The sequence below is a fragment of the Methylotenera sp. genome (assembly GCF_029946165.1).
In the GTDB taxonomy this organism is placed as follows: Bacteria; Pseudomonadota; Gammaproteobacteria; order Burkholderiales; family Methylophilaceae; genus Methylotenera.
Window position 1 is genome coordinate 45214 of record NZ_JAQSDZ010000021.1, and the last position, 21468, is coordinate 66681.

The window sequence follows — 21468 nt, forward strand, 5'->3', positions numbered from 1 at the left end:
AAAATGACAACGATACGCCAAGAAGACTTTATTCAAAGCATCGCCGATGCCCTGCAATATATTTCTTACTACCATCCTGTTGATTATATTCAGGCATTAGGTCGTGCTTATGAGGCAGAGCAATCACCTGCCGCTAAAGATGCTATTGCGCAGATTTTAACTAACTCGCGTATGTGTGCAGAAGGTAAGCGTCCGCTTTGCCAAGATACTGGCATTGTTGTTGCTTTCGTTAAAGTAGGCATGAATGTGCAATGGGATGCCGTGCTTGATGTTGAGCAAATGGTGAATGAAGGCGTGCGCCGTGCTTACTTGCTTCCAGAGAATAAATTGCGCGCTTCTATTGTGAGTGAACCTGCTGGAAAGCGCCCTAATACTAAGGATAATACGCCAGCTGTGGTGCATGTTTCATTGGTTGCTGGTGATAAAGTTGATGTGCAAATTGCAGCAAAAGGCGGAGGTTCTGAGAACAAAGCTAAGTTGGCAATGCTTAACCCGAACGACAGTATCGTTGATTGGATTTTGGAAGTCGTGCCCCAAATGGGTGCGGGTTGGTGTCCGCCGGGCATGTTAGGCATCGGTATCGGTGGTAGTGCAGAAAAAGCCATGTTGTTGGCAAAAGAGTCTTTGATGGCGCCGATTGATATGCACGAACTTAAAGCTAGTGGTGCTAAAAATAGAATTGAAGAATTGCGCTTAGAGATTTTTGAAAAAGTGAATAACTTAGGCATAGGTGCGCAAGGTTTAGGTGGCTTGGCAACAGTGTTGGATGTGAAGATTTTAGATTACCCAACGCATGCGGCCAGTTTGCCAGTAGCGATTATTCCCAACTGCGCGGCTACACGCCATGTGCATTTTGAGCTGGATGGTAGTGGTGCGGCAGAGCTAGAAGCGCCTAACTTAAGTGATTGGCCGAATGTACATTGGGCACCAAGTGAAGCGTCATTAAGAGTGAATTTAGACGAGATTACGCAAGCCAATATTCAGACTTGGAAACCAGGCCAAACTTTATTATTAAACGGAAAATTGCTCACAGGTCGCGATGCCGCTCATAAGCGTATTGCAACCATGTTGGCAAAAGGTGAGAAATTGCCAGTAGATTTTAAAAACCGTTTTATTTATTACGTCGGCCCAGTTGATGCAGTACGAGATGAAGCGGTGGGTCCTGCAGGCCCCACTACAGCAACACGTATGGATAGCTTTACAGAAATGATGTTAAGTGACGTTGGTTTGCTGGGCATGGTTGGTAAAGCTGAGCGTGGTGATGAAACGATAGCGTCGATTGCAAAACACAAATCAGTTTATTTAACTGCTGTAGGCGGCGCGGCTTATTTAGTGAGTAAAGCCATTAAAAAAGCTGAAGTGTTGGCGTTTGAAGATTTGGGTATGGAAGCGATTTATGAGTTCACGGTGCAAGATATGCCTGTGACCGTGGCCGTGGATAGCCAAGGTAATTCAGTACACACCACTGGCCCTGCTGAATGGAAAGAAAAGATTGCGCAGCATAAAACGATAGAAATTCACTCTGTGCCTTAAGTCACATGTGTAAAGCACTATTTGCGTTAAACTCTGTCAAAATTGACGATATATACTCAGAGAGCGCAGATAAAATGCTAAAACTTTTGTTACGAAGTACTGTTTTGCTAGGCTTGTTTTTGAATGTAGCCATCGCCAATGCAGATGATGTACTGGGCTATTTAACCGATAGTGATGGTCGATATGCTGGCCCAACAGTAGAAGACAATGTAGTTGCGATGGATACTGATAAAAACGGCTTTGCCGATGTCACTGAAGTACGCGCGTTTTTAGCACTTAAAAACGGATCTGAATATGAAAAAGAGATTCTGGATAGATGGCAATTACGTAGCCAAGGTAAAAGTTGCACGCTGCCGCCAGACGACAAACTATTTAACTAAAAGAAATTGACTTAAATCTAAAAATTTACAAATGTGAAATTTTTCATAATTTAGCTTAGTTTATAATTTAATCTTGGTTGAGAAATAACAAGCTCAACGACAACAGTTTCAAAAAAGCATTTTTAAACAGTCACTATTTATTAAAAGAGCCACTATGTTAAAAGCCTATCAAGCCCATGTTGCTGAACGCAGCGCTATTCAACTTCCACCATTACCGTTGTCAGCTGAGCAAGTTGCGCAAGTGGTTGAGCTACTTAAAGCCCCACCAGCTGGTGACGCTGAAACATTACTTGATTTAATAGCTAATCGTACGCCAGCAGGGGTTGACCAAGCGGCTTATGTTAAAGCAGCTTTTTTAGCAGATGTTGCTAAAGGCATCGCTAAGTCACCCGTAATTTCACCTGAAAAAGCGGTGGAATTACTTGGCACCATGCTTGGCGGTTATAACGTGCAAGCCTTAGTGAGCTTGCTTGAAACTCCGATGGCGGCAAATGCAGTAACTGCATTAAGCAGTACAATTTTGATGTTCGACGCATTTCACGATGTAGATGTATTAATGAAAGCTGGTAACGCGCATGCTAAAAAGTTGATAGAAAGCTGGGCGAATGCCGAATGGTTTACCAATGCGTCAGTCCTTGCAAATGAAATCAAAATGGTCGTTTTCAAAGTGGATGGCGAAACCAACACCGATGACTTAAGCCCAGCGCAAGATGCGTGGAGTCGCCCAGATATTCCTTTGCATGCCAAAGCCATGCTTATAAATAAAATGCCTGATGGCCTTAAACTAATCGATACCTTAAAACAAAAAGGTTTGCCGCTCGCTTATGTTGGCGATGTGGTGGGTACAGGTTCATCACGTAAATCTGCCATTAACTCAGTGCAATGGTTTATGGGTAATGATATTCCTAACATCCCAAACAAACGCACTGGCGGCGTGATTTTGGGCGCTAAAATTGCACCGATTTTCTTTAACACAGCGGAAGATTCAGGCGCACTACCAATTCAATGTGATGTATCAAAACTGAATATGGGCGATGTGATTGTGATTAAGCCTTATGAAGGCAAAGTGCTAAATGAAGCGGGCGAGGTGCTTTCTACTTTTGAACTCAACCCAGTCACTATGCCAGACGAAGTGCGCGCTGGTGGCCGTATTCCGTTGATTATTGGTCGCGGTTTAACCTCAAATGCACGTAAGTCATTAGGCTTGCCAGATACAACGGCGTTTATTAAAGCGACTCCAGCGGTTGCCTCAACCAAAGGCTTTACGCTTGCACAAAAAATGGTCGGTCGTGCTTGTGGTTTGCCAGAAGGCACAGGGGTTCGCCCGAATACTTATTGTGAGCCAAAAGCCACAACGGTTGGTTCGCAAGATACTACTGGCGGTATGACACGCGATGAATTAAAAGAGTTGGCATGTTTGGGTTTCAGTGCCGATTTAGTTATGCAAAGTTTCTGCCACACAGCCGCTTACCCAAAACCAGTCGATATTAAATTACAACACAGCTTGCCTGAGTTTATGTCTAGCCGTGGCGGCGTTTCATTACGCCCGGGCGATGGCGTGATTCACTCATGGTTAAACCGCTTAGTGTTGCCTGATACCGTTGGTACAGGCGGAGACTCTCATACGCGTTTTCCAATCGGTATTTCATTCCCCGCGGGCTCTGGTTTAGTCGCTTTTGCCGCGGCAACAGGCGCAATGCCATTGGATATGCCTGAATCAGTACTGGTGCGCTTTAAAGGCACCATGCAACCTGGTATTACCCTGCGCGACTTAGTCAATGCGATTCCTTATGCAGCAATTCAAGAAGGTACTTTAACCGTTGGTAAATCAGGCAAAAAGAACGTGTTTAACGGCCGTGTGTTAGAAATTGAAGGCTTGCCAGATTTAAAAGTGGAGCAAGCGTTTGAACTTGCTGATGCCTCAGCTGAACGTTCGGCCAATGGTTGTACTGTGCTTTTAAATGAAGCACCTGTGATTGAGTTTTTAAGATCAAACATCGTGTTGATGCAAAACATGATTGAAAATGGCTACGAAGATGCACGCACATTACAACGCCGCATTGAGAGCATGCAAGCGTGGTTAGCAAAACCAGAGTTACTCAAACCAGATACGGATGCGGAATATGCGCATGTGATTGAAATTGATTTAAACACCATTAAAGAGCCACTCGTGGCTTGCCCTAACGACCCTGATGACATCAAGACATTGTCAGCTGTAGAGGGTGACAAAATTGACGAAGTTTTTATTGGTAGCTGTATGACCAATATTGGCCATTATCGTGCTGCGGCTAAAGTATTAGAAGGCTCGGGCGGTATTCCAACAAGGCTTTGGATTGCGCCGCCAACCCGTATGGACGAAGCACAATTGCGTGATGAAGGCGTTTATTCAACTTTTGGTGTAGTGGGTGCGCGTACTGAGATTCCAGGTTGTTCATTGTGCATGGGTAACCAAGCACGCGTGGCAGATAAAGCGACAGTGTTCTCAACCAGCACACGTAACTTTGATAACCGTATGGGTAAAGATGCGCGTGTTTACTTAGGTTCAGCTGAATTAGCGGCAGTTTGCGCTAAACTTGGCCGCATGCCAACGCATGCTGAGTACTTGGAAACAGTGGGTAACAAACTTGCTAATACGGCTGAAATTTATAAATATCTAAATTTCGACCAAATGACTGAGTATAAAGCTGCTTTAGATACCTTAAGTTCTGGTAAAAAGGTGATATCAATTGCTGAAGTGGTTTAGTTAACCAATTAACAATAGCGCATAAGTGCTTATTTAACCTCATTGCCGTTTGCGCGGTAATGAGGTTTTTTTATGAACTTGAAGCATCAGCACGACTCAATCGAATAGGCACAAAAGCGCTAGAAGTTAAATTTTACTGATATTATCTATTTATGAAATCAAAACAAAAACCAGATAATCTTCATATATTTGATCCTAAAGAAATCACGCAGCCAGCAAAGCGCGGCGCTTGGAAGTGGATGCTACCGTTATCCATAGTACTTTCCATTGTGGTTTTTGCTGCATGGCATTTCGGCTGGCACGCTGAAGCAGTGACCACGGGTGTGGTGATGTTTGCGACTATTTCTCACGTGTTTGCTTGGGTTGTCGGCTTAATTGGGCTGATACCCATTATTGGTCCAATCATTGTAAAAGTATTATCGATTGGTGTCATTTGGCTGTTGAACGCCATCGGCTATTTAGTTTCCTATGTTGCCATTAAGCGAGGTTATTCCAAAGATGTATTAACCTATCGCGCAGTGACCATTGCGCTAATCATTGGCATTGTGATTGGCTATATTCTATGTAGTCTTATTGAATAACGATACGATTGATCAGAAGATACTCCCAAACTTAATGTTGTTTTTCTAAAAGTTAGCAAGATGATATTCGCAAAAATTAAACAAACACGCTTGTATCACCATGTATTAAAGCTAGGTGATTTCTTTCCTGTAATCTTCTTTTTTGGCGGATTCTTATGGGATGAGCTCACCATAGGTCGCAATGTTGCCTACTCAGATTTAATTACTTTTTTTATATATTTAGGTATTGCTGCCGCCATTCTGTTTACTATAGGCAGTCCAAGATACATCTTGGCGGATGCTTCTAAATTGTCTCCATGGGCTGCAAAAATTCATAAGCGTTTGTATTGGGAGAATTTACCTTACTTTTTATTGCAATTTTTATTTGGCAATTTATTGAGCTCTTTATTCATTTTGTACTTCAAAAGTTCAAATCACTGGCTGGCTTGGGCAATGTCTATAATTTTAGGCATTATGTTGGTAGCTAACGAATATCTAGAAGACAAATATAAACGATTCACGCTTAGTTGGGCGCTGTTTGGGTTTTGCTCCATGTTGTTATTTAATTTTGCTTTGCCCTATTTAATGGGGAGCATTCATGCGGTGTGGTTTTATTCAAGTACATTGTTAGGTGCAGGTGCAGCTTATTTACTCTACAAAAAAACGCCTACTCATGATGGTAGCATTTGGCCAGTAGGGGTAATTGCAGCTTTATTAATGCTCGCTTATGCGTTTGATATGATTCCGCCTGTGCCGCTAGTGAAGCGCGATATTGCGGTCGGTTATTCCATTCATAAGGTCGATGGTAATTATCAATTAAGCCAGCAACCAGCCAGCTGGTGGGTATTTTGGCGCAATGCTAGTAATGATTTATATGTTGCACCTAGCCAGCGGGTGTATTGTTTCTCTTCTATTTTTGCACCCAATGGATTGAAAACGCGCTTGTATCATGTGTGGCAATTCCATGATAAGAAAAAAGGTTGGCTAACGACATCACGTGTTGGATTTAACTTATCTGGTGGCCGTTACAATGGCTATCGTGGCTATACTTATAAAACCGATTTGCAAGCAGGTGAGTGGAGAGTTAACGTAGTAACAGAAAACGATAAAACTGTAGCTGTGCAAGAATTTAGCGTTAAAGCTGAATCATCAACTTCAACGCCGTACGTACAAGTTTATTAGAAGTAAATTTATTAATGCTTATTTTCTACACGCATTAATTTATCAATATAAGCAATCGCAATGGCAGAAAATACAAACGTCATGTGAATGACAGTTTGCGCTATTAAAACTTTGTTGCTTAAATTTTCTGCATTGATAAATGTTTTTAGCAGATGAATCGATGAAATGCCAATGATAGCCGTGGCTAATTTAACTTTAAGTAAATTGGCATTTACATGAGATAACCAATCTGGCTCATCGGGGTGGCCGGCTAGATTAAGTCGTGAAACAAATGTTTCGTAGCCACCAACAATCACCATGATTAGTAAGTTGGAAATCATCACCACATCAATTAAACCCAATACAATCAACATGATGTCTGCTTCAATAAGGTGAGCGGCCTTACCGACTAAATGGACTAGTTCAAGTCCGAAAAAGTAAACATAAACGGCCTGTGCAACAATCAAGCCTAAGTAAAGTGGGAGTTGCAACCAGCGACTACCAAATAAAATGTTGGTCATTAAATTTTTTTGTTTATATTCGATAGATGAAGGGGTTTTGTGCTCTTGCATGTGTGTAAAGCCTTTAATTTTGAGTGCAGATTGTTATTGTAACAGGTTGAAGCGCTAACTTTATTTAGACTATTTGACTATCTATGGCGTAACTTGCGGTTCTATCCAGAGCTAATAGTTCGGTTAAAGCCGGCATAGTTTCATCTAATATTTTCGGTAATGTCCAAGGCGGATTCACAATAAACAAACCGCTGCCATGCATACCAAATCCTTCTGCCGAAGGCTCATGAATAGTCATTTCAACATTTAGCCAATTAGGTAAACCTAAATCTATTAAATCCTCGATCATTTCAACAGGTTCTGGGCGTTGCAAAATGGGGTACCAAATTATATAAGTGCCAGTCGCAAAACGCGTCACGCTATCTTTAATCATGTTTACCACGTGCAGGTAATCTTGCTTGTCTTCATAAGGCGGATCTATTAACGCCACAGCGCGGCGTGATGGCGGAGGTAAGCAGGCTTTGATGCCAGCAAAGCCATTTAGCATTTCAATTTTAACTTGCTTGCCTTGGCCACTAAAGTTTTCGATAAGTAGTTTGTAGTCGCTAGGATGTAGCTCAAACAGACGCATTTTGTCATCTGCACGCAAATAGTCTTGTGCCACCATAGGTGAGCCAGGGTAAAACTCAAGAGAATTTGTATTAAAACGCTTAATCTGTGCAACAAAATCGGCTAGTGGTTTGGGTAGATTGTCCGCTGATATCAGTTTAGCAATCCCTTGCTCGAACTCTGCATTCTGCGTTGCATAACCATCACTTAGGCTATACAAGCCAGCTCCAGCGTGGGTATCGATGTAATAATAGGGCTTATCTTTTTGATTCATATAATCAAGCACTAAACCTAGCACATAGTGTTTAAGCACATCGGCATGGTTGCCTGCATGAAAGGCGTGTCGGTAACTCAGCATAAAGTCTAACTAAAAATATGGAATAACCACATTATAGCTTTCTCAAACCTAGCAATAAATTTTTAGCCATAAAAATGCTAAATAAAACGACTTTTCGGTTAGCATTTCAACTATGACAAATCCACCTCAATTCCCCCTTAATGATTCTGACCATCATCACGATGATCATGAGGATCATGACCATTATTTGATTCCATTTTTATTGATTTTCACTTTCGCAATTGTGGAAGCCATTGGTAGCTGGTACACAGGATCACTCGCTTTATTAAGTGATGCTGGGCATATGTTCACCGATGTTGCAGCGCTTGGGCTGGCTTGGATGGCTGGAACCATGTCTAAAAAGCCCAATATTGCGCGTCACCATTCAGGGGTGACTTATGTAGAACTAGGCGTTTCAATTTTTAATGCTATTTCTTTATTAGTTGTGATTATATTTGTGGTGGTAGAAGCGATTGCGCGCTTTAAGGAGCCGCATCATGTGCAAGGATTAGGGCTCACTATCATTGCTACTTTAGGTTTAATTGTAAATATTGTGGTGGCTAAACAATTACATCACCAAGTAGCCCATCATGCAGAAACCTTAAATAATCGGGCGGCATTCTTGCATGTAATCGGGGATTTATTAGGTTCCTTGGCTGCAGTTGCGGCGGGTCTGGTGATTTACTTAACCGGTTGGATGCCGATTGACCCGATTTTATCTTTACTAATCTCTGTATTATTATTTGTCTTTACGCTGAATCTAATCCGCGACATTTGGAAAACACTGCATTTAAAACCAGGTCAAGTTGCACCAAGCCTAGGTCAGCATGACCATTAAGCAAGCCTATCATTACCCATACTAAAGGAGATTCAAAATGCCATACGTGAATATCAAATTAGCTGGTTCTGTGACTAAAGAACAAAAAGCGCAAATCGCAAAAGAGTTTACCGAAACTCTAGAGCGTGTTGCGCACAAGCCAAAGTCATATACCTATATCACTTTTGAAGAAGTCGCTTATGAGGATTGGGCGATAGGCGGGAAGTTGCTTAGTGAGTAACAGCCATGCGAATAAGTGCGAAGTGTTAGAATAGCGCCATGAGAACATTCCTATGAAAACTCCCCAAAGACTAGAGCCTCTCCTAGAAGATGGCTTGATTGATGATGTTGTCCGTCAACTCATGAGCGGTAAAGAAGCAACGGTATATGTTGTGCGTTGTGGCGATGATGTGCGCTGCGCTAAGGTATATAAAGAGGCGAATAAGCGTAGCTTTCGTCAGAGCGTAGACTATACCGAAGGCCGTAAAACTAAAAATAGCCGCCAAAGTCGTGCGATGGCTAAAGGTTCAAAGTTCGGTCGCGAATCACAAGAGGCCGCTTGGCAAAGTGCAGAGGTGGATGCATTGTATCGGCTTGCTAACGCAGGCGTACGAGTGCCAGAGCCGTATAACTTCTACGAAGGTGTGTTGTTAATGGAGTTGGTGACCGATGCCAATGGTAACGCCGCGCCACGTTTAAACGATGTAACTTTTACTGCAGAAGACGCTCGTATTCACCACGCTGCTTTAATTAAAGAAGTGGTGCGCATGCTTTGTGCGGGAATCGTGCATGGCGATTTGTCAGAGTTTAATATTTTAATGAGTGCAGATGGCCCCGTGATTATTGATTTACCGCAGGCGGTGGATGCCGTAGGTAACAATAACGCAAGTGAAATGCTAGAGCGCGATGTTAGAAACTTAAGTGATTACTTTGGCCGTTTTGCACCTGAACTCTTGACTACGCAATACGGCAAAGAGATTTGGGCGCTTTATGCACATGGTGATTTAACGCTGGAAACGCCACTCACAGGGCGCTTCAGGCAAAGCACTAAAGCGGTTGATTTAAAAAGTGTGATGCGTGAAATCGAAGACACAAAGAAAGCCGAAGAGGCTAGGTTGTTGCGCATCGCTGAAGCTAAGTTGGAATAACAAGCTCTAGCTATATAAGCCCATGTTCGACCCTAAACCCATATTAAAGAACCTTCCTAATCTACCAGGTGTTTATCGCATGATAAACAGCATGGATGAAGTAATTTACGTGGGTAAAGCCAAAGACCTCAAAAAGCGGGTTTCGTCGTATTTCAATAAAAACTTAGCTAGTCCGCGCACGCGCATGATGGTGAGTCATATTGTTAAAATTGAAACAACGGTCACTCACAATGAAGCTGAGGCTTTGTTGCTGGAAAATAATCTGATTAAAGGGTTAATGCCGCGTTACAACGTCGTGTTTCGCGACGATAAATCTTATCCTTATATAGTATTGACTGGCGATGACGTAGCCCGTTTGGCGTTTCATCGAGGTGCTCAGCGTAAAGGCAATCAATACTTTGGCCCTTTTCCTAACTCGGTAGCGGTGCGCGAAAGTATTCAACTTTTGCAAAAGGTATTTAAGCTGCGTACTTGTGAAAACACAGTGTTTGCTAACCGTAGTCGACCCTGTTTACAGCACCAAATCGAGCGTTGTACCGCACCTTGCGTGGGTTTGATTTCTACCGAAGATTACAATAATGACGTGCATCAAGCCGCAATGTTTTTGCAGGGCAAGACCAATGAGGTGATTGATGCGCTTGGCGCGAGGATGAACACAGCCGCAGCCAATCAGCAATATGAAATGGCTGTAGTGTTTCGCGATCGCATGCAAGCCCTGCGGCAAGTGCAAGCCAAGCAATTTGTCAGTGACTTTAATGTTTCAGACGCAGATGTGATTGCTTGCGCCGAATTGCAAGGCCAGCATTGCATTAACTTAGTGATGATTCGAGGCGGTCGGCATTTGGGCGATAGAAGCTATATGCCTAAGAACACGGACGGCGAAACATTGGAAACGAGTATGGAGGCGTTTCTTGCGCAGCATTATGTCGCGCAAAATACGCCGCCGCTGATTGTGGTAGGCGTGAAAATTGAAACGAGTTTACTCGAGGAAGTGTTGAGTGAACAAGCTGGACGCAAAGTAAAAATCAATACCAATCCAATTGGTGACAAACGCGTTTGGCTGAAGATGGCGCAAACCAATGCCGAACTGGCGCTGGGTCAGCGTGCTGCGACTTCAGCGAACCAAACCGCTAAATTGCTGGCTTTACGTGAAGCGCTACATTTACCCGATAATACCGAGCGCATTGAATGTTTTGATATTAGCCACACGATGGGTGAGGCTACCGTAGGTAGTTGCGTGGTGTTTGACCGTGGAGATATGCAAAATAGCGAATATCGGCGATACAACGTCACAGGCATCACCCCCGGGGATGATTATGCAGCAATGCGAGATGTGTTAACGCGTCGCTATAAAAAAGTAGCGGCAGGTGAGGGCGTGCGCCCTGACTTAATCTTTATTGATGGCGGTAAAGGGCAATTGGGCGTTGCTGTTGAAGTTATGGCAGAGGTGGGGCTGGAAGATATTTTACTGGTCGGTATCGCTAAAGGTGAAGAGCGTAGGCCTGGGTTAGAAACCATGATTTTTTCAGACACAGGCGAGATGCTTAACTTAGAAAAAGACAACAAAGGCTTACATTTGCTCCAGCAAATACGCGATGAGGCGCATAGATTCGCCATTACGGGGCATAGAGCCAAACGTGCCAAGGCGCGGCTACATTCCAGCTTGGAGGATATTGAAGGCATAGGCGCAAAACGTCGTAAGGCGCTACTCACGCGCTTTGGTGGATTAGATGGTGTAAAGGGTGCTAGTATTGACGAAATCGCCCAAGTTGAAGGCATTAGCCAGAGCTTGGCAGAAAAAATTTACGGAGAGTTGCACTAATGTACGGTAATCTTATTGGTATGCAGTACCCAAAAAGGGAATGCTAAATGCAATTTAATATTCCTACCATGCTGACATGGTTACGTATTTTGCTGATCCCTGTGTTTGTAGGGGCATTCTATTGGCCAGAAAATCTCCACAAACTAAGTGAAATGCCTTCACATTCGGTCAATATCTTTATTACCGTGATATTCGCGATTGCTTCATTTACCGATTGGCTCGATGGATACTTGGCACGACGCTGGAATCAAACCTCATCGTTTGGTGCTTTTTTAGATCCTGTTGCCGATAAGCTCATGGTGGCCGCTGCGTTGATTGTGCTAGTTGAATTTGGTCGGGTCGGTGCAATTGTTTCCTTGATTATTATCGGCCGTGAAATAGCGGTTAGCGCACTTCGTGAATGGATGGCAGGCGAGGGGCAACGCAGTAGCGTAGGCGTTGCGATGATAGGAAAAGTAAAAACTGCCGCACAAATGCTCGCGATTCTGTTCTTATTATATTGGGATGAAATTGACTTGGGCAGCTTAGGTATTTTTCCAACTCAACTGTTTGGACATGCTTTAATTGTGCTGGCGGCATTTTTAACATTGCTTTCAATGGCTTATTATCTAAAGGCTGCATGGCCAAAATTAAAAGGGAAATAAAATTTTAATAAAGTAGCAAATTGAGTGTCGATTGGTCTTGACGACATTCTGAAAGTCGCTATAATGGCGCCTGTCTTAACGACGCGGGAATAGCTCAGCTGGTAGAGCGATACCTTGCCAAGGTATAGGTCGCGAGTTCGAGTCTCGTTTCCCGCTCCACGAATTTGGTAGTAGTACATAAAACGGCGAATGCTAATAAGCTTTCGCCGTTTTAGTTTCAGCTTTTAATGTAGAATTGTTTATTCAAATAGTTCTCACAATAAGGCGCGATAGCAAAGCGGTTATGCCGCGGCCTGCAAAGCCGTTTAGACCAGTTCGACTCTGGTTCGCGCCTCCAAAATCCATCCCACGTAATATCCAGCACTTAACCTTTTATATTAGAGCACCTTAATTAGCCTATAAAAGCAGTTCAAACTCGAACTTTCATATTTAAGTTCCTGAGTTATATTTATTCTATTCATCCTAAATTAATATTATTGATATCGACTTTAAGTAGATTTAAGTTGGTGGTTTGCAAATATCTAAAGCTATGCAAATTTTCATTCATTAAGTCGACATTGCCGTTCATTTTTATACAGTTTTTGCTTATTTGGCATTAAACTTGCTGCTCACTTTAGATTAGTCAATTTTTTTGAAAAATCTGATTTATTTGTGCGAGAACTACAATCACTTTTGGATGTAAGGATTAACAGGGAAAAACATGAGTGCTGAGAATTTAACTCAAATTGAAAATACTAAGGGTGAAAATATAGGTGTCGTCGATACCTTGTTAGATAGCCTTGTCCTTATTTGTCGCATTCAAAATGTTACGACCTCCAAAGATGCCTTAATTTCTGGGTTGCCGTTACGTGACGGTAAAATGACACCTGCGCTGGTGAAACGTTCCGCTGAACGCGTTAACTTAGCGGTCACCATGTTAAAAAAACCACTTGATAAAATTCGTTCAGAATTTTTGCCTGCGATTTTATTATTGAAAGATGAAGAAGCTTGTGTTTTAACCAAGCTGGATTTCAATGAAAATAAAGCGCATGTCATTTTTTCTGAGTTAGGCGATGCTGAAATAGCAATTTCTATCAATGAGTTAGAAGAGCGTTGCTCAGGCTATTACATAGTAGCAAAAGCTAAATATTCATTTGATCAACGCGCGCCTATTGTTGGCAAAATTAGATTGCGTCATTGGTTTTGGGGTACGTTGGCAGAGAATAGTCGTATTTATCGCGACATTATGGTGGCTGCTTTTGTGGTGAATATGTTCGCTTTGGCAATGCCCTTATTTACGATGAATGTTTATGACCGTGTTGTGCCGAATCGAGCTGTTGAGACTTTGTGGGTGATGGCGATTGGTATTTCGCTAATGATTATTGGTGATTTAATTCTTAGAACTTTACGTGGTTATTTTCTTGATTGGGCCAGTACACGTGTCGATGTGAAGCTTACCGCCCGCATCATGGAGCAAGTGTTAGGCATACGTCTTGAGCAAAGACCTAACTCTGTAGGTTCCTTTGCCTCCAATTTACGCTCGTTTGAGACTGTTCGAGATTTCATCACATCTGCCACAATTACAACGCTAATTGATATTCCGTTTGGCCTGATTTTTATTGTGGTGATGGCCTGGATATCTCCCTATATGATTATTCCCGTAATTTTAGGAGCGATTTTAATTTTAGTGTATTCATTTAGTGTGCAAACTAAAATGCATGAACTTTCAGAAACTATGTATCGCGCAAGTGCTATTAGAAACGCTACGCTGATTGAAAGTTTGGTTGGTCTTGAAACGGTTAAGGCTTTAGGTATTGAAGGACAAATGCAGCGTAAATGGGAACATAGCGCGCATTTTCTTACTGAAGTGTCGAGCAAATTAAGACTGTTATCCTCGTCTATTAATAATGGCGCAAGTACGATTCAGCAGTTGATAAATATTTCACTGGTGGTGCTAGGTGTTTATTTAGTGGTGAATGGCGATTTAACGATGGGGGGATTGATTGCCTGCACCATGCTGGCTTCACGTGCCCTAGTGCCAATTGCGCAAACAGCAGGTTTGTTAACACAATATCATAACGCAGCAACAGCGCTGACTTCATTGGATGAAATTATGAAGCGCCCACTAGAGCGACCATTGGATGCTAAATTCTTATCGCGCCCAGCTTTTACTGGCAACATTGAATTCAGGGAGGTGAGTTTTAGTTACCCAGGCACTGAACAAGACGCGCTGACTAAAGTGTCATTCAAAATTAAAGCGGGTGAGCATGTGGCTTTACTTGGCCGCATGGGGTCAGGTAAATCCACCATCCATAAGTTAATGCTGGGTTTATATCAACCTACCGCAGGTGCAATTTTGGTGGACGGCATTGATGCACGCCAAATTGATCCTGCTGAATTAAGGCGTTGTGTGGGCTATGTTCAGCAAGATACCCATTTATTTTATGGCACGATGCGCGATAACTTAACCATTTCAGCGCAACATGTTGATGATGCAGCGGTGCTTGCAGCAGCGCATGTTGGCGGCATTGATGAGTTCATCAATGCACATCCTAAAGGATTTGATATGCCGATTGGGGAGCGTGGTGAAACCTTATCTGGCGGGCAGCGCCAAGGTGTTGGCATTGCTAGGGCGCTGATTGGTAATCCTGCAATATTGTTGTTAGATGAACCAACAAGCGCGATGGATCATTCGGGAGAAGATGCAATTAAACGCCGTCTTGTCGAGGCTACAAAGAATAAGACATTAGTGTTGGTTTCTCACCGTTCCGCTTTATATGATTTAGTAGATCGGATTATTGTGATTGATTCAGGCAGAATCGTGGCGGATGGTGCTAAAGAACAAGTGACGGAAGCGTTACGCAGTGGCAAAGTAGGTAAAGCACTATGAGTGAAAATCTATTTAAAAAAATCGGTCAGCTAAACGAGGCTTTTAAAAAGCAAACTTGGCTTACCAAACCTATTTATCATCTTCTTGATAAAATGGCGCCACCTGAAACCAGAGAAGATTTGCGTTGGGATGATGAGGCGGATTTAGCGATTTTAGAGCAAACATCTCTAAGAGCAAAGGTGCTGCTTTATAGCATTGCGGCTGCTTTGGCGGTGTTAATCACTTGGGCATTTTTTGCAAAAGTAGATGAAGTTACGCGCGGCGAAGGTCGGGTGATTCCTTCTAAGCAAGTACAAGTGATTCAGTCTTTGGATGGCGGTATTGTGTCTGAAATATTAGTGGCTGAAGGGCAAACCGTTAAAGTAGGTACGCCACTGATTAAGATTGATGAAACGCGCGCAGCTTCTTCATTAAGAGAAAATCAAACGCAGTATTTAGCATTGTTAGCAAAGCAATCTAGATTGACTGCTTTGGCTGAAGGCACTGCTTTTAATCCACCCAAACAAGTGCAACTGAATGCACCGCAAACCTATGACCAAGAATATGCTTTGTATATTTCTAGTAAAGACGAGTTGCAATCCTCTATCAGTATAGCTCGCGATCAAATGGACCAAAGAGAGAAGGAGTTAATCGAAGTTCAGTTTCGTAAAGAGGTCGCAGAAAAAAATTATGAATCTGCGACCAAAGAATTGGCTGCCAATAGACCTTTATTGGCAAGCGGTGCAGTTTCTGAAATCGATATACTTAAACTAGAGAGAGAATCTACAAAAGCTAAAGGCGATATTGACCAAGCACGTGCGCAAATTAGCCGTATTCAATCTTCAATCGGCGAGGCGAGACGTAAGGTGACGGAGGTTGAACAAACCTTTAAAAACAAGGTGCGTACTGAGCTAAATGACATTACTGCACGTCTCAATAGCATTAATGAAACGAGTGTAGGGCTGACCGATAAGGTTAATCAGGCAGTTTTAAAGTCACCTGTTAACGGCAAAGTTAGTCGCTTATTCTTCAACACGGTGGGTGGAGTGATACAGCCAGGTAAAGAAGTGCTGGAAGTGGTGCCCACTGATGATGCCTTGGTATTGGAAACCAAAATTCAAATCAAAGACATTGCGTTTATTCGGCTAGAACAACCCGCAGTGGTTAAGTTAACCGCTTATGATTACAGCGTTTACGGTGCGCTAGATGCTAAAGTGGAAGGCATTTCAGCCAACTCAATTGTTGATGAAAAAGGCAATGCCTATTATGTCGTGAGAGTGCGGACTCTAGAATCTAGCTTAGGTAAAGGTTTGCCAATTATTCCAGGTATGGTGGCTCAGGTTGATATTATGACAGGTAAAAAAACGGTTCTTTCATACTTGCTTAAGCCAGTATTAAAGGCAAAATCATACGCCTTCAGTGAGAGATAAAATGCCTGATATTTTTATTACTAAATTACCTGCCGCAATAAATAGTTGGACTAACGCATTTCCCCAATCTACATTAGCTGCCAGCGTACCAGAAGTACTTGAACGCGGAGGCGCGGAGATTAAAGCCTCTGAAGTTTGTATCTTTTGGCTGCATATGAATGAAGATCGCCAGCAATGGATGGAAAATACCATTGCGGCTATTATGAAAAACCATCAAGGTGCAAAGATTGTGGTGCTTGCCAACGTGCCAAATCACGCTGAGTCTATTCATGCCTTAAAATTAGGTGCAATGGGCTATTGTCATGCGCACATAGCGCCAGAGGTGCTGAAAGAGGTTAGAGAAGTTGTTAGCCACGGCGGCTTATGGGTAGGGCAAGATATTCTTCAAGCCTTAATAGCAACCTCTGCAAAATTAGTCACTACACGTCCTGAGCAAGTCAATAGCTTGCTAGAAAAGCTGACAAAGCGTGAAAAAGAAGTGGCGCTAGAAGCGGCAAAAGGCTCTAGTAATAAAGAGATTGCAAGAGTTTTGAGCATTACCGACCGCACGGTTAAAGCACATCTGGCTTCAACTTTCGAACGTTTAGGCGCTAAAGACAGGCTGCAATTAGCGTTGATGCTTAACAGTAATTACAAACATCAAGTTTGAGTGCTGAAGTTAATTCGTACGGAGTTGTACGAACTAACATGTAAGAATTGGCTGATTAGACCATTACTGCTAAATGTTTTGTAACTGAATAAATGCTTAAGAGATATGAATGCCTGGCCCAGTCATACCATCTACACCAATTTGTTTTAATGTCATTTGTTCCTCAATGGTTTGCACGCCCTCGGCAATTGCCATCACGCCTATAGAGTGAGCAATCATGCATAAGCCTCGTAATAGCGTTTTATTGTCTTCATTGCTATCAATATTTTTAATGATGGATACATCGATTTTAATGTAATCTAAACCTACATCATGCAGTTCACCAAGGCGGGAAATCTGCGTGCCCACGTGTTCAATGCCCACTTTACAACCTAATGGTTTGACTTGATTGCAAAAGTGACGAAATTCCGTTGAATATTCAAAAGCACTTTTTTCAGGAACTTCAAAATATAAGCGGTTAGCTACACTTATATTTAACTTAATAAGCTTGCAGGTTTTTTCAATAAATTCAGGTTTGCAAATAGAGCTGGCTGAAAGATTCAGTCCAATAGATTCTGTGCCTATAGCAAGTTTACCTAGCGCGGTTTCTAAAACTAATTCATCTACGCGGCTCATTAAATTAAGCTGAGTTGCCCAAGTGATAAATTCGCCCGCAGAATACCATTTGCCGTTAGGCTCTAACTGGAGTCGAACGGGGCTTTCATTGTGAATGAGCTGACCCTTCTGATTGATGACAGGATAAGGCTCAAGCTTGATTCTTCTGTTATCTAGCGCAGAGGTGAGCAATATTTGCCAATTCCCTAAGTCATTTTGTTGATATTGCATAAGGTCGTTATGATTAATGATATGCAATGTATTTCTGTGATTTGTATTCGCGGTATCGACGATGCTGCCAATAAACGAGATGAACTCTTCTGCTGCTTCTAAAATAGAAACAATATTCTCTGCTGTGTCTGATTTTGTGACATTAATCGCAACAGTTAAGAAGTTAGCACTCAAGAGCTCTTGCTGGGTTTGGCTTAGATTGATGAGGAGTTCTTTTATTTTTAAGCCAAGTGCATCTATATCCAATGGTCGAGTGCAGAATATGCCAAAATCGGTACCCGTTAAACGCGCGGCATACAGATGAGGTTGATTTTTACATTCATTATCTAAAGCATCACCGACTTTTTTCAATAGTGCATTCGTTTCTTGATGACCAAGGGTGTGATCAATCAAGGCTAAATTGGCGAGTCTTGTTATAATCAAAATGCCTGAGCTGAAAGTTTCTTCATGACTAATGCTGGCATTGACTCTGCGAATAAAATAATCAAAATTCATCAAGCCGGTAATTGGCTCAAAGTTAGCTTGGTAGCGCAACTCTTCTAAACGAGACGACTCTTCAGTGACGGTATTTTTAATGCGATTGGATAGGCCATTCATGGCATTGACAACTGCTTTGAATTCAGTGGTTTTTGGTTCGGCGATGCTAATGAAGCGATTCTCACCAATCGCTTTGGCTTGATTAACCACATCATCCAACGGACTGAGGATTTTTTCTAAAATCTTGCCGCCGCCATAACAAGCAAGCAAGCCTATAAGCGATGCCCAAAGCGCGATTTGTATAGTCGAATCCCAAAGTTTGTCGTAGGCAAAATTAGCATCGCTTTCTAAGGTAATTGAGCCAAATTGCTTCCAACTATCTTGCACTTCTGCCACGCCAGCTTGTGCTTTAATTGGAATTAGCTTGGTAAACCACATAGGTGCTTTGGTTTTGCTATTGGCGTTAACGCGCTCACTTATCATTTTGCCGCTAGGGTCAAACAGTCCAATATAACGATAGTGGCCAGCATCAAATTGCGCGGAAATGAGCAAATCTATCGTCGTTGGATCTTTTTGCATTTGCGATATAGATAATGCTAACGACGTGACATTGTCGAGGTTCTTGAGTTGCAATTGCTCTTCTAAATAGTTTTTACTCGAAAGCGTGCTTAATACAAAGCTACCGCCTGTTGCGAGTACGAGTATAAATATGATGGCTAGCCAAAGTTGCTTTATGAGTGACATTTCAATATCCTTGCTTTTAATTATTCTATTCCATCCGCTTGCATGCGTGTTAACACATCTAGCCATTTGGAGAGGTGAGAAGTCGCTTCGGCCTTAGGCTTACTACTTGAACCGACCCAAATACCTTTATCGTTAAAGCTAAAAATTGGTGTTAAATCAGTTCTGCTGGATCCAGGTAAAATTTCTGGTTTTAGACTGTCTAAAATGAGTGGGGTGGATTGCGGCGTGAGGTAGTAACTCAGCACCATGTGTGCTCTCACTGCTCTGATGCCGTCAAAATTTAACTCAGCGCGCACGTAGGTAAGCCTGAGCTTGTCATTAGGCACGTTTAAAATTTTCAAAAACACGTATTTAGCAATGCTGTAATCTTCACAATCGCCGGCCTGACGACCAATGCTCTCTAGCGGTGTCGCCCAGTAGTCGGACTTTCCCCACAGATCTATATCTTCAGCGTAATTGATTTTTCGGTTAAAAAAATCGTTTATCTGCTTAAGCTTTTCCGCCTCAGTTGCGGTTTTTAATTGATTAATTAACTGTTGAAGTTCTACAACATCTTGATAAGCTTCGTCGCCATATCTTTGCTTGGCTAGGCTACTGAGCTTGTTAAAGTCGCAACTGGCTGCATAAATGCCAGTAATGCCAAAAAATACCAAAACAATCAATGCAATAAAGTTGATCGGCTTGATAAGTAACACTGTTTTTTTGATAAAACCCGAGATAACTCGTACTCCATGGGCTTATATACGAGGAGCTCAATATATAAATTTTATTATTAGTATAAAGATACACTGAATTATGCAGGTTTAGTCATGGCGACATCTTTTAATGAAGATGGTATTTGTGCGGCTTTTCCATATTAGAGGTTTAAGTAAGTGTATTTACTCTGCATTCTTATTGGCCATTAGTACAATATATTTATAGTGGAAAAGCGCGTTTAATACGATTGTAGAAAAAGAATATAAGCAGAGTAAATTTAAGTTTAAGCATTCAGTAATTAAGTATTTAACTTTAATTCGGATTTAATTAGGACATAATCATGGCAATTATCGGCAAAATCGTAGCAATGACAGGCACAGCAGTAGCACTTTCAGATAATGGTGCGAAGCGTGATCTACATTTGGGTGATCAAATACAGTCTAGCGACACCATTCAAACTGGAAAAGGCGTGTTTGTCGATTTAGAGTTGTTAAATGGCCGAGTGATACATATCCCTGCTGATCAACTGGTTGCCTTTACGCCTGATTTAACCAATACGATTGCGCCTGATGCCTTGGATAGCGCGGTGAATGTAGCTACCATTGATTCAGTCATTAAAGCGATTGAAGGTGGCCAAGATATTAATGATGTCTTAGAAGAAACTGCCGCAGGTAATGGTACTTTCACTATTCACGGTTTCGACTTTGTTAACTTGCTACGAATTAACGATGACCTAAACAGATTCAATTTTGCTTATGAATACGATACTGATGGCAGAGTGACGGATGATCCAGCTGCGGCTCAAATTAATAATACGTTTGGACTCAATAATTTAAATTCGCCAAATGTGTTGCCAATAGGCGTTGTAACGCCAGCGACGGGTGCTGAAGATGGTGGTGATATTGTTGTTAATTTGTCGGGAACAGACTCGGATGGTACGATCGTTTCAGTGACTGTCTCAACCTTACCGCTAGCTAGCCAAGGTGTGTTGACCAAAGCTGACGGTACCCCTGTGATTGCAGGTGCGCCTCTCACTCCAGTTGAGGCTGCTAGTTTAGTATTTCACCCAACTTCTAATTTCAATGGCACTGTTAATATTCCATTTACCGTAACGGATAATCAAGGCGCAGTTTCACCTGTGGCTACAACGCTTATTACAGTGACGGCCGTTAACGACGCGCCAATCGCCGTCGCCGACACCTACAACATGAACGAAGACGGCGCCGCCATCACCCTTACGCCATTAACCGGCGACACTGATGTAGACGGCACCACACCGACCATCCAAAGTATCAACGGCACCACGCTCACCCCAGGCATCGCGCAAGTTATTGCTGTGACTGGCGGTACCGTGAACGTTAACGCCGCAGGCATCATCAGCTTCACGCCAGCCGCGAACTTCAACGGACAAGTCACATTCCCGTACGTCATCACAGACGGCGCGCTCACCTCGACCGCGAACCAAGTCATCAACGTAGCGGCCGTTAACGACGCGCCAATCGCCGTCGCCGACACCTACAACATGAACGAAGA

18 protein-coding genes and 2 tRNA genes are annotated in these 21468 nt (G+C 42.6%); 16 read left to right on the forward strand and 4 right to left on the reverse strand.

Annotation, left to right across the window (positions count from 1 at the left end):
• Positions 1-3 precede the first annotated feature (3 nt).
• From PSV17_RS10815 to PSV17_RS10835, 5 genes are all read left to right on the forward strand, one after another.
• A complete protein-coding gene (locus PSV17_RS10815; protein WP_300482482.1) occupies positions 4-1533 on the forward strand; it encodes a fumarate hydratase in 1530 nt (509 codons plus the stop codon).
• A 74-nt stretch (positions 1534-1607) separates the two neighbouring features.
• A complete protein-coding gene (locus tag PSV17_RS10820; RefSeq protein WP_300482485.1) occupies positions 1608-1913 on the forward strand; it encodes a hypothetical protein in 306 nt (101 codons plus the stop codon).
• 154 nt (positions 1914-2067) lie between these two features.
• A complete protein-coding gene (gene acnB, locus PSV17_RS10825; RefSeq protein WP_300482487.1) occupies positions 2068-4656 on the forward strand; it encodes a bifunctional aconitate hydratase 2/2-methylisocitrate dehydratase in 2589 nt (862 codons plus the stop codon).
• A gap of 152 nt (positions 4657-4808) precedes the next feature.
• A complete protein-coding gene (locus tag PSV17_RS10830; RefSeq protein ID WP_300482489.1) occupies positions 4809-5237 on the forward strand; it encodes a hypothetical protein in 429 nt (142 codons plus the stop codon).
• A gap of 60 nt (positions 5238-5297) precedes the next feature.
• Positions 5298-6398 (forward strand): DUF2914 domain-containing protein, encoded by a 1101-nt coding sequence (locus tag PSV17_RS10835; RefSeq protein WP_300482490.1) that lies wholly within the window; start codon positions 5298-5300, stop codon positions 6396-6398.
• Between the two features lie 11 nt (positions 6399-6409).
• On the opposite strand, the gene PSV17_RS10840 is transcribed toward PSV17_RS10835, so the two are convergent.
• Both PSV17_RS10840 and rlmJ read right to left on the reverse strand, forming a co-directional pair.
• Entirely contained in the window at positions 6410-6949 is a 540-nt protein-coding gene (locus tag PSV17_RS10840) for a TIGR00645 family protein (protein WP_300482492.1), read from the reverse strand.
• A gap of 64 nt (positions 6950-7013) precedes the next feature.
• On the reverse strand, positions 7014-7856 hold the full coding sequence (gene rlmJ / locus PSV17_RS10845; RefSeq protein ID WP_300482494.1) for a 23S rRNA (adenine(2030)-N(6))-methyltransferase RlmJ: 843 nt from the start codon (positions 7854-7856) through the stop codon (positions 7014-7016).
• Between the two features lie 112 nt (positions 7857-7968).
• Here rlmJ and PSV17_RS10850 point away from each other — a divergent pair, with 112 nt between their 5' ends.
• The 10 genes from PSV17_RS10850 (at position 7969) to PSV17_RS10895 (ending at position 17193) form a co-directional block, all read left to right on the forward strand.
• Positions 7969-8673, forward strand: coding sequence for a cation diffusion facilitator family transporter (locus PSV17_RS10850; protein WP_300482495.1), 705 nt, complete (start codon positions 7969-7971; stop codon positions 8671-8673).
• A 37-nt stretch (positions 8674-8710) separates the two neighbouring features.
• Positions 8711-8893, forward strand: a complete 183-nt coding sequence (locus PSV17_RS10855; protein WP_300482497.1) for a 4-oxalocrotonate tautomerase family protein — start codon at positions 8711-8713, stop codon at positions 8891-8893.
• Between the two features lie 52 nt (positions 8894-8945).
• Entirely contained in the window at positions 8946-9800 is an 855-nt protein-coding gene (locus tag PSV17_RS10860) for a PA4780 family RIO1-like protein kinase (RefSeq protein ID WP_300482500.1), read from the forward strand.
• A gap of 22 nt (positions 9801-9822) precedes the next feature.
• Positions 9823-11622, forward strand: a complete 1800-nt coding sequence (gene uvrC / locus PSV17_RS10865; RefSeq protein ID WP_300482502.1) for an excinuclease ABC subunit UvrC — start codon at positions 9823-9825, stop codon at positions 11620-11622.
• Between the two features lie 47 nt (positions 11623-11669).
• Complete coding sequence (gene pgsA / locus PSV17_RS10870; protein ID WP_300482504.1) at positions 11670-12266, forward strand: CDP-diacylglycerol--glycerol-3-phosphate 3-phosphatidyltransferase; 597 nt, start codon at positions 11670-11672, stop codon at positions 12264-12266.
• An 83-nt stretch (positions 12267-12349) separates the two neighbouring features.
• Positions 12350-12425, forward strand: a tRNA-Gly gene (locus PSV17_RS10875).
• 104 nt (positions 12426-12529) lie between these two features.
• Positions 12530-12603 (forward strand) — tRNA-Cys (locus PSV17_RS10880).
• A gap of 363 nt (positions 12604-12966) precedes the next feature.
• Positions 12967-15135 (forward strand): type I secretion system permease/ATPase, encoded by a 2169-nt coding sequence (locus PSV17_RS10885; RefSeq protein WP_300482506.1) that lies wholly within the window; start codon positions 12967-12969, stop codon positions 15133-15135.
• Positions 15132-16544, forward strand: coding sequence for an HlyD family type I secretion periplasmic adaptor subunit (locus tag PSV17_RS10890; RefSeq protein WP_300482508.1), 1413 nt, complete (start codon positions 15132-15134; stop codon positions 16542-16544). The genes PSV17_RS10885 and PSV17_RS10890 overlap by 4 nt, the downstream gene beginning before the upstream one ends.
• Before the next feature lies 1 nt (position 16545).
• Positions 16546-17193, forward strand: coding sequence for a response regulator transcription factor (locus tag PSV17_RS10895; RefSeq protein ID WP_300482511.1), 648 nt, complete (start codon positions 16546-16548; stop codon positions 17191-17193).
• A gap of 96 nt (positions 17194-17289) precedes the next feature.
• On the opposite strand, the gene PSV17_RS10900 is transcribed toward PSV17_RS10895, so the two are convergent.
• Together PSV17_RS10900 and PSV17_RS10905 are read right to left on the reverse strand one after the other, a co-directional pair.
• A complete protein-coding gene (locus PSV17_RS10900) occupies positions 17290-19239 on the reverse strand; it encodes an EAL domain-containing protein (RefSeq protein ID WP_300482514.1) in 1950 nt (649 codons plus the stop codon).
• A 20-nt stretch (positions 19240-19259) separates the two neighbouring features.
• On the reverse strand, positions 19260-19901 hold the full coding sequence (locus tag PSV17_RS10905) for a transglutaminase-like cysteine peptidase (RefSeq protein WP_300482648.1): 642 nt from the start codon (positions 19899-19901) through the stop codon (positions 19260-19262).
• A 374-nt stretch (positions 19902-20275) separates the two neighbouring features.
• Between PSV17_RS10905 and PSV17_RS10910 the strand changes: the two genes are divergently transcribed.
• On the forward strand, positions 20276-21468 hold a 1193-nt coding region (locus PSV17_RS10910), incomplete at its 3' end, for a retention module-containing protein (RefSeq protein ID WP_300482516.1).

Coding starts and splice junctions, on each gene's coding strand:
- PSV17_RS10815 (WP_300482482.1), top strand. CDS start 4: ATGACAACGATACGCCAAGAAGACTTTATTCAAAGCATCGCCGATGCC.
- PSV17_RS10820 (WP_300482485.1), top strand. CDS start 1,608: ATGCTAAAACTTTTGTTACGAAGTACTGTTTTGCTAGGCTTGTTTTTG.
- acnB (WP_300482487.1), top strand. CDS start 2,068: ATGTTAAAAGCCTATCAAGCCCATGTTGCTGAACGCAGCGCTATTCAA.
- PSV17_RS10830 (WP_300482489.1), top strand. CDS start 4,809: ATGAAATCAAAACAAAAACCAGATAATCTTCATATATTTGATCCTAAA.
- PSV17_RS10835 (WP_300482490.1), top strand. CDS start 5,298: ATGATATTCGCAAAAATTAAACAAACACGCTTGTATCACCATGTATTA.
- PSV17_RS10840 (WP_300482492.1), bottom strand. CDS start 6,949: ATGCAAGAGCACAAAACCCCTTCATCTATCGAATATAAACAAAAAAAT.
- rlmJ (WP_300482494.1), bottom strand. CDS start 7,856: ATGCTGAGTTACCGACACGCCTTTCATGCAGGCAACCATGCCGATGTG.
- PSV17_RS10850 (WP_300482495.1), top strand. CDS start 7,969: ATGACAAATCCACCTCAATTCCCCCTTAATGATTCTGACCATCATCAC.
- PSV17_RS10855 (WP_300482497.1), top strand. CDS start 8,711: ATGCCATACGTGAATATCAAATTAGCTGGTTCTGTGACTAAAGAACAA.
- PSV17_RS10860 (WP_300482500.1), top strand. CDS start 8,946: ATGAAAACTCCCCAAAGACTAGAGCCTCTCCTAGAAGATGGCTTGATT.
- uvrC (WP_300482502.1), top strand. CDS start 9,823: ATGTTCGACCCTAAACCCATATTAAAGAACCTTCCTAATCTACCAGGT.
- pgsA (WP_300482504.1), top strand. CDS start 11,670: ATGCAATTTAATATTCCTACCATGCTGACATGGTTACGTATTTTGCTG.
- PSV17_RS10885 (WP_300482506.1), top strand. CDS start 12,967: ATGAGTGCTGAGAATTTAACTCAAATTGAAAATACTAAGGGTGAAAAT.
- PSV17_RS10890 (WP_300482508.1), top strand. CDS start 15,132: ATGAGTGAAAATCTATTTAAAAAAATCGGTCAGCTAAACGAGGCTTTT.
- PSV17_RS10895 (WP_300482511.1), top strand. CDS start 16,546: ATGCCTGATATTTTTATTACTAAATTACCTGCCGCAATAAATAGTTGG.
- PSV17_RS10900 (WP_300482514.1), bottom strand. CDS start 19,239: ATGTCACTCATAAAGCAACTTTGGCTAGCCATCATATTTATACTCGTA.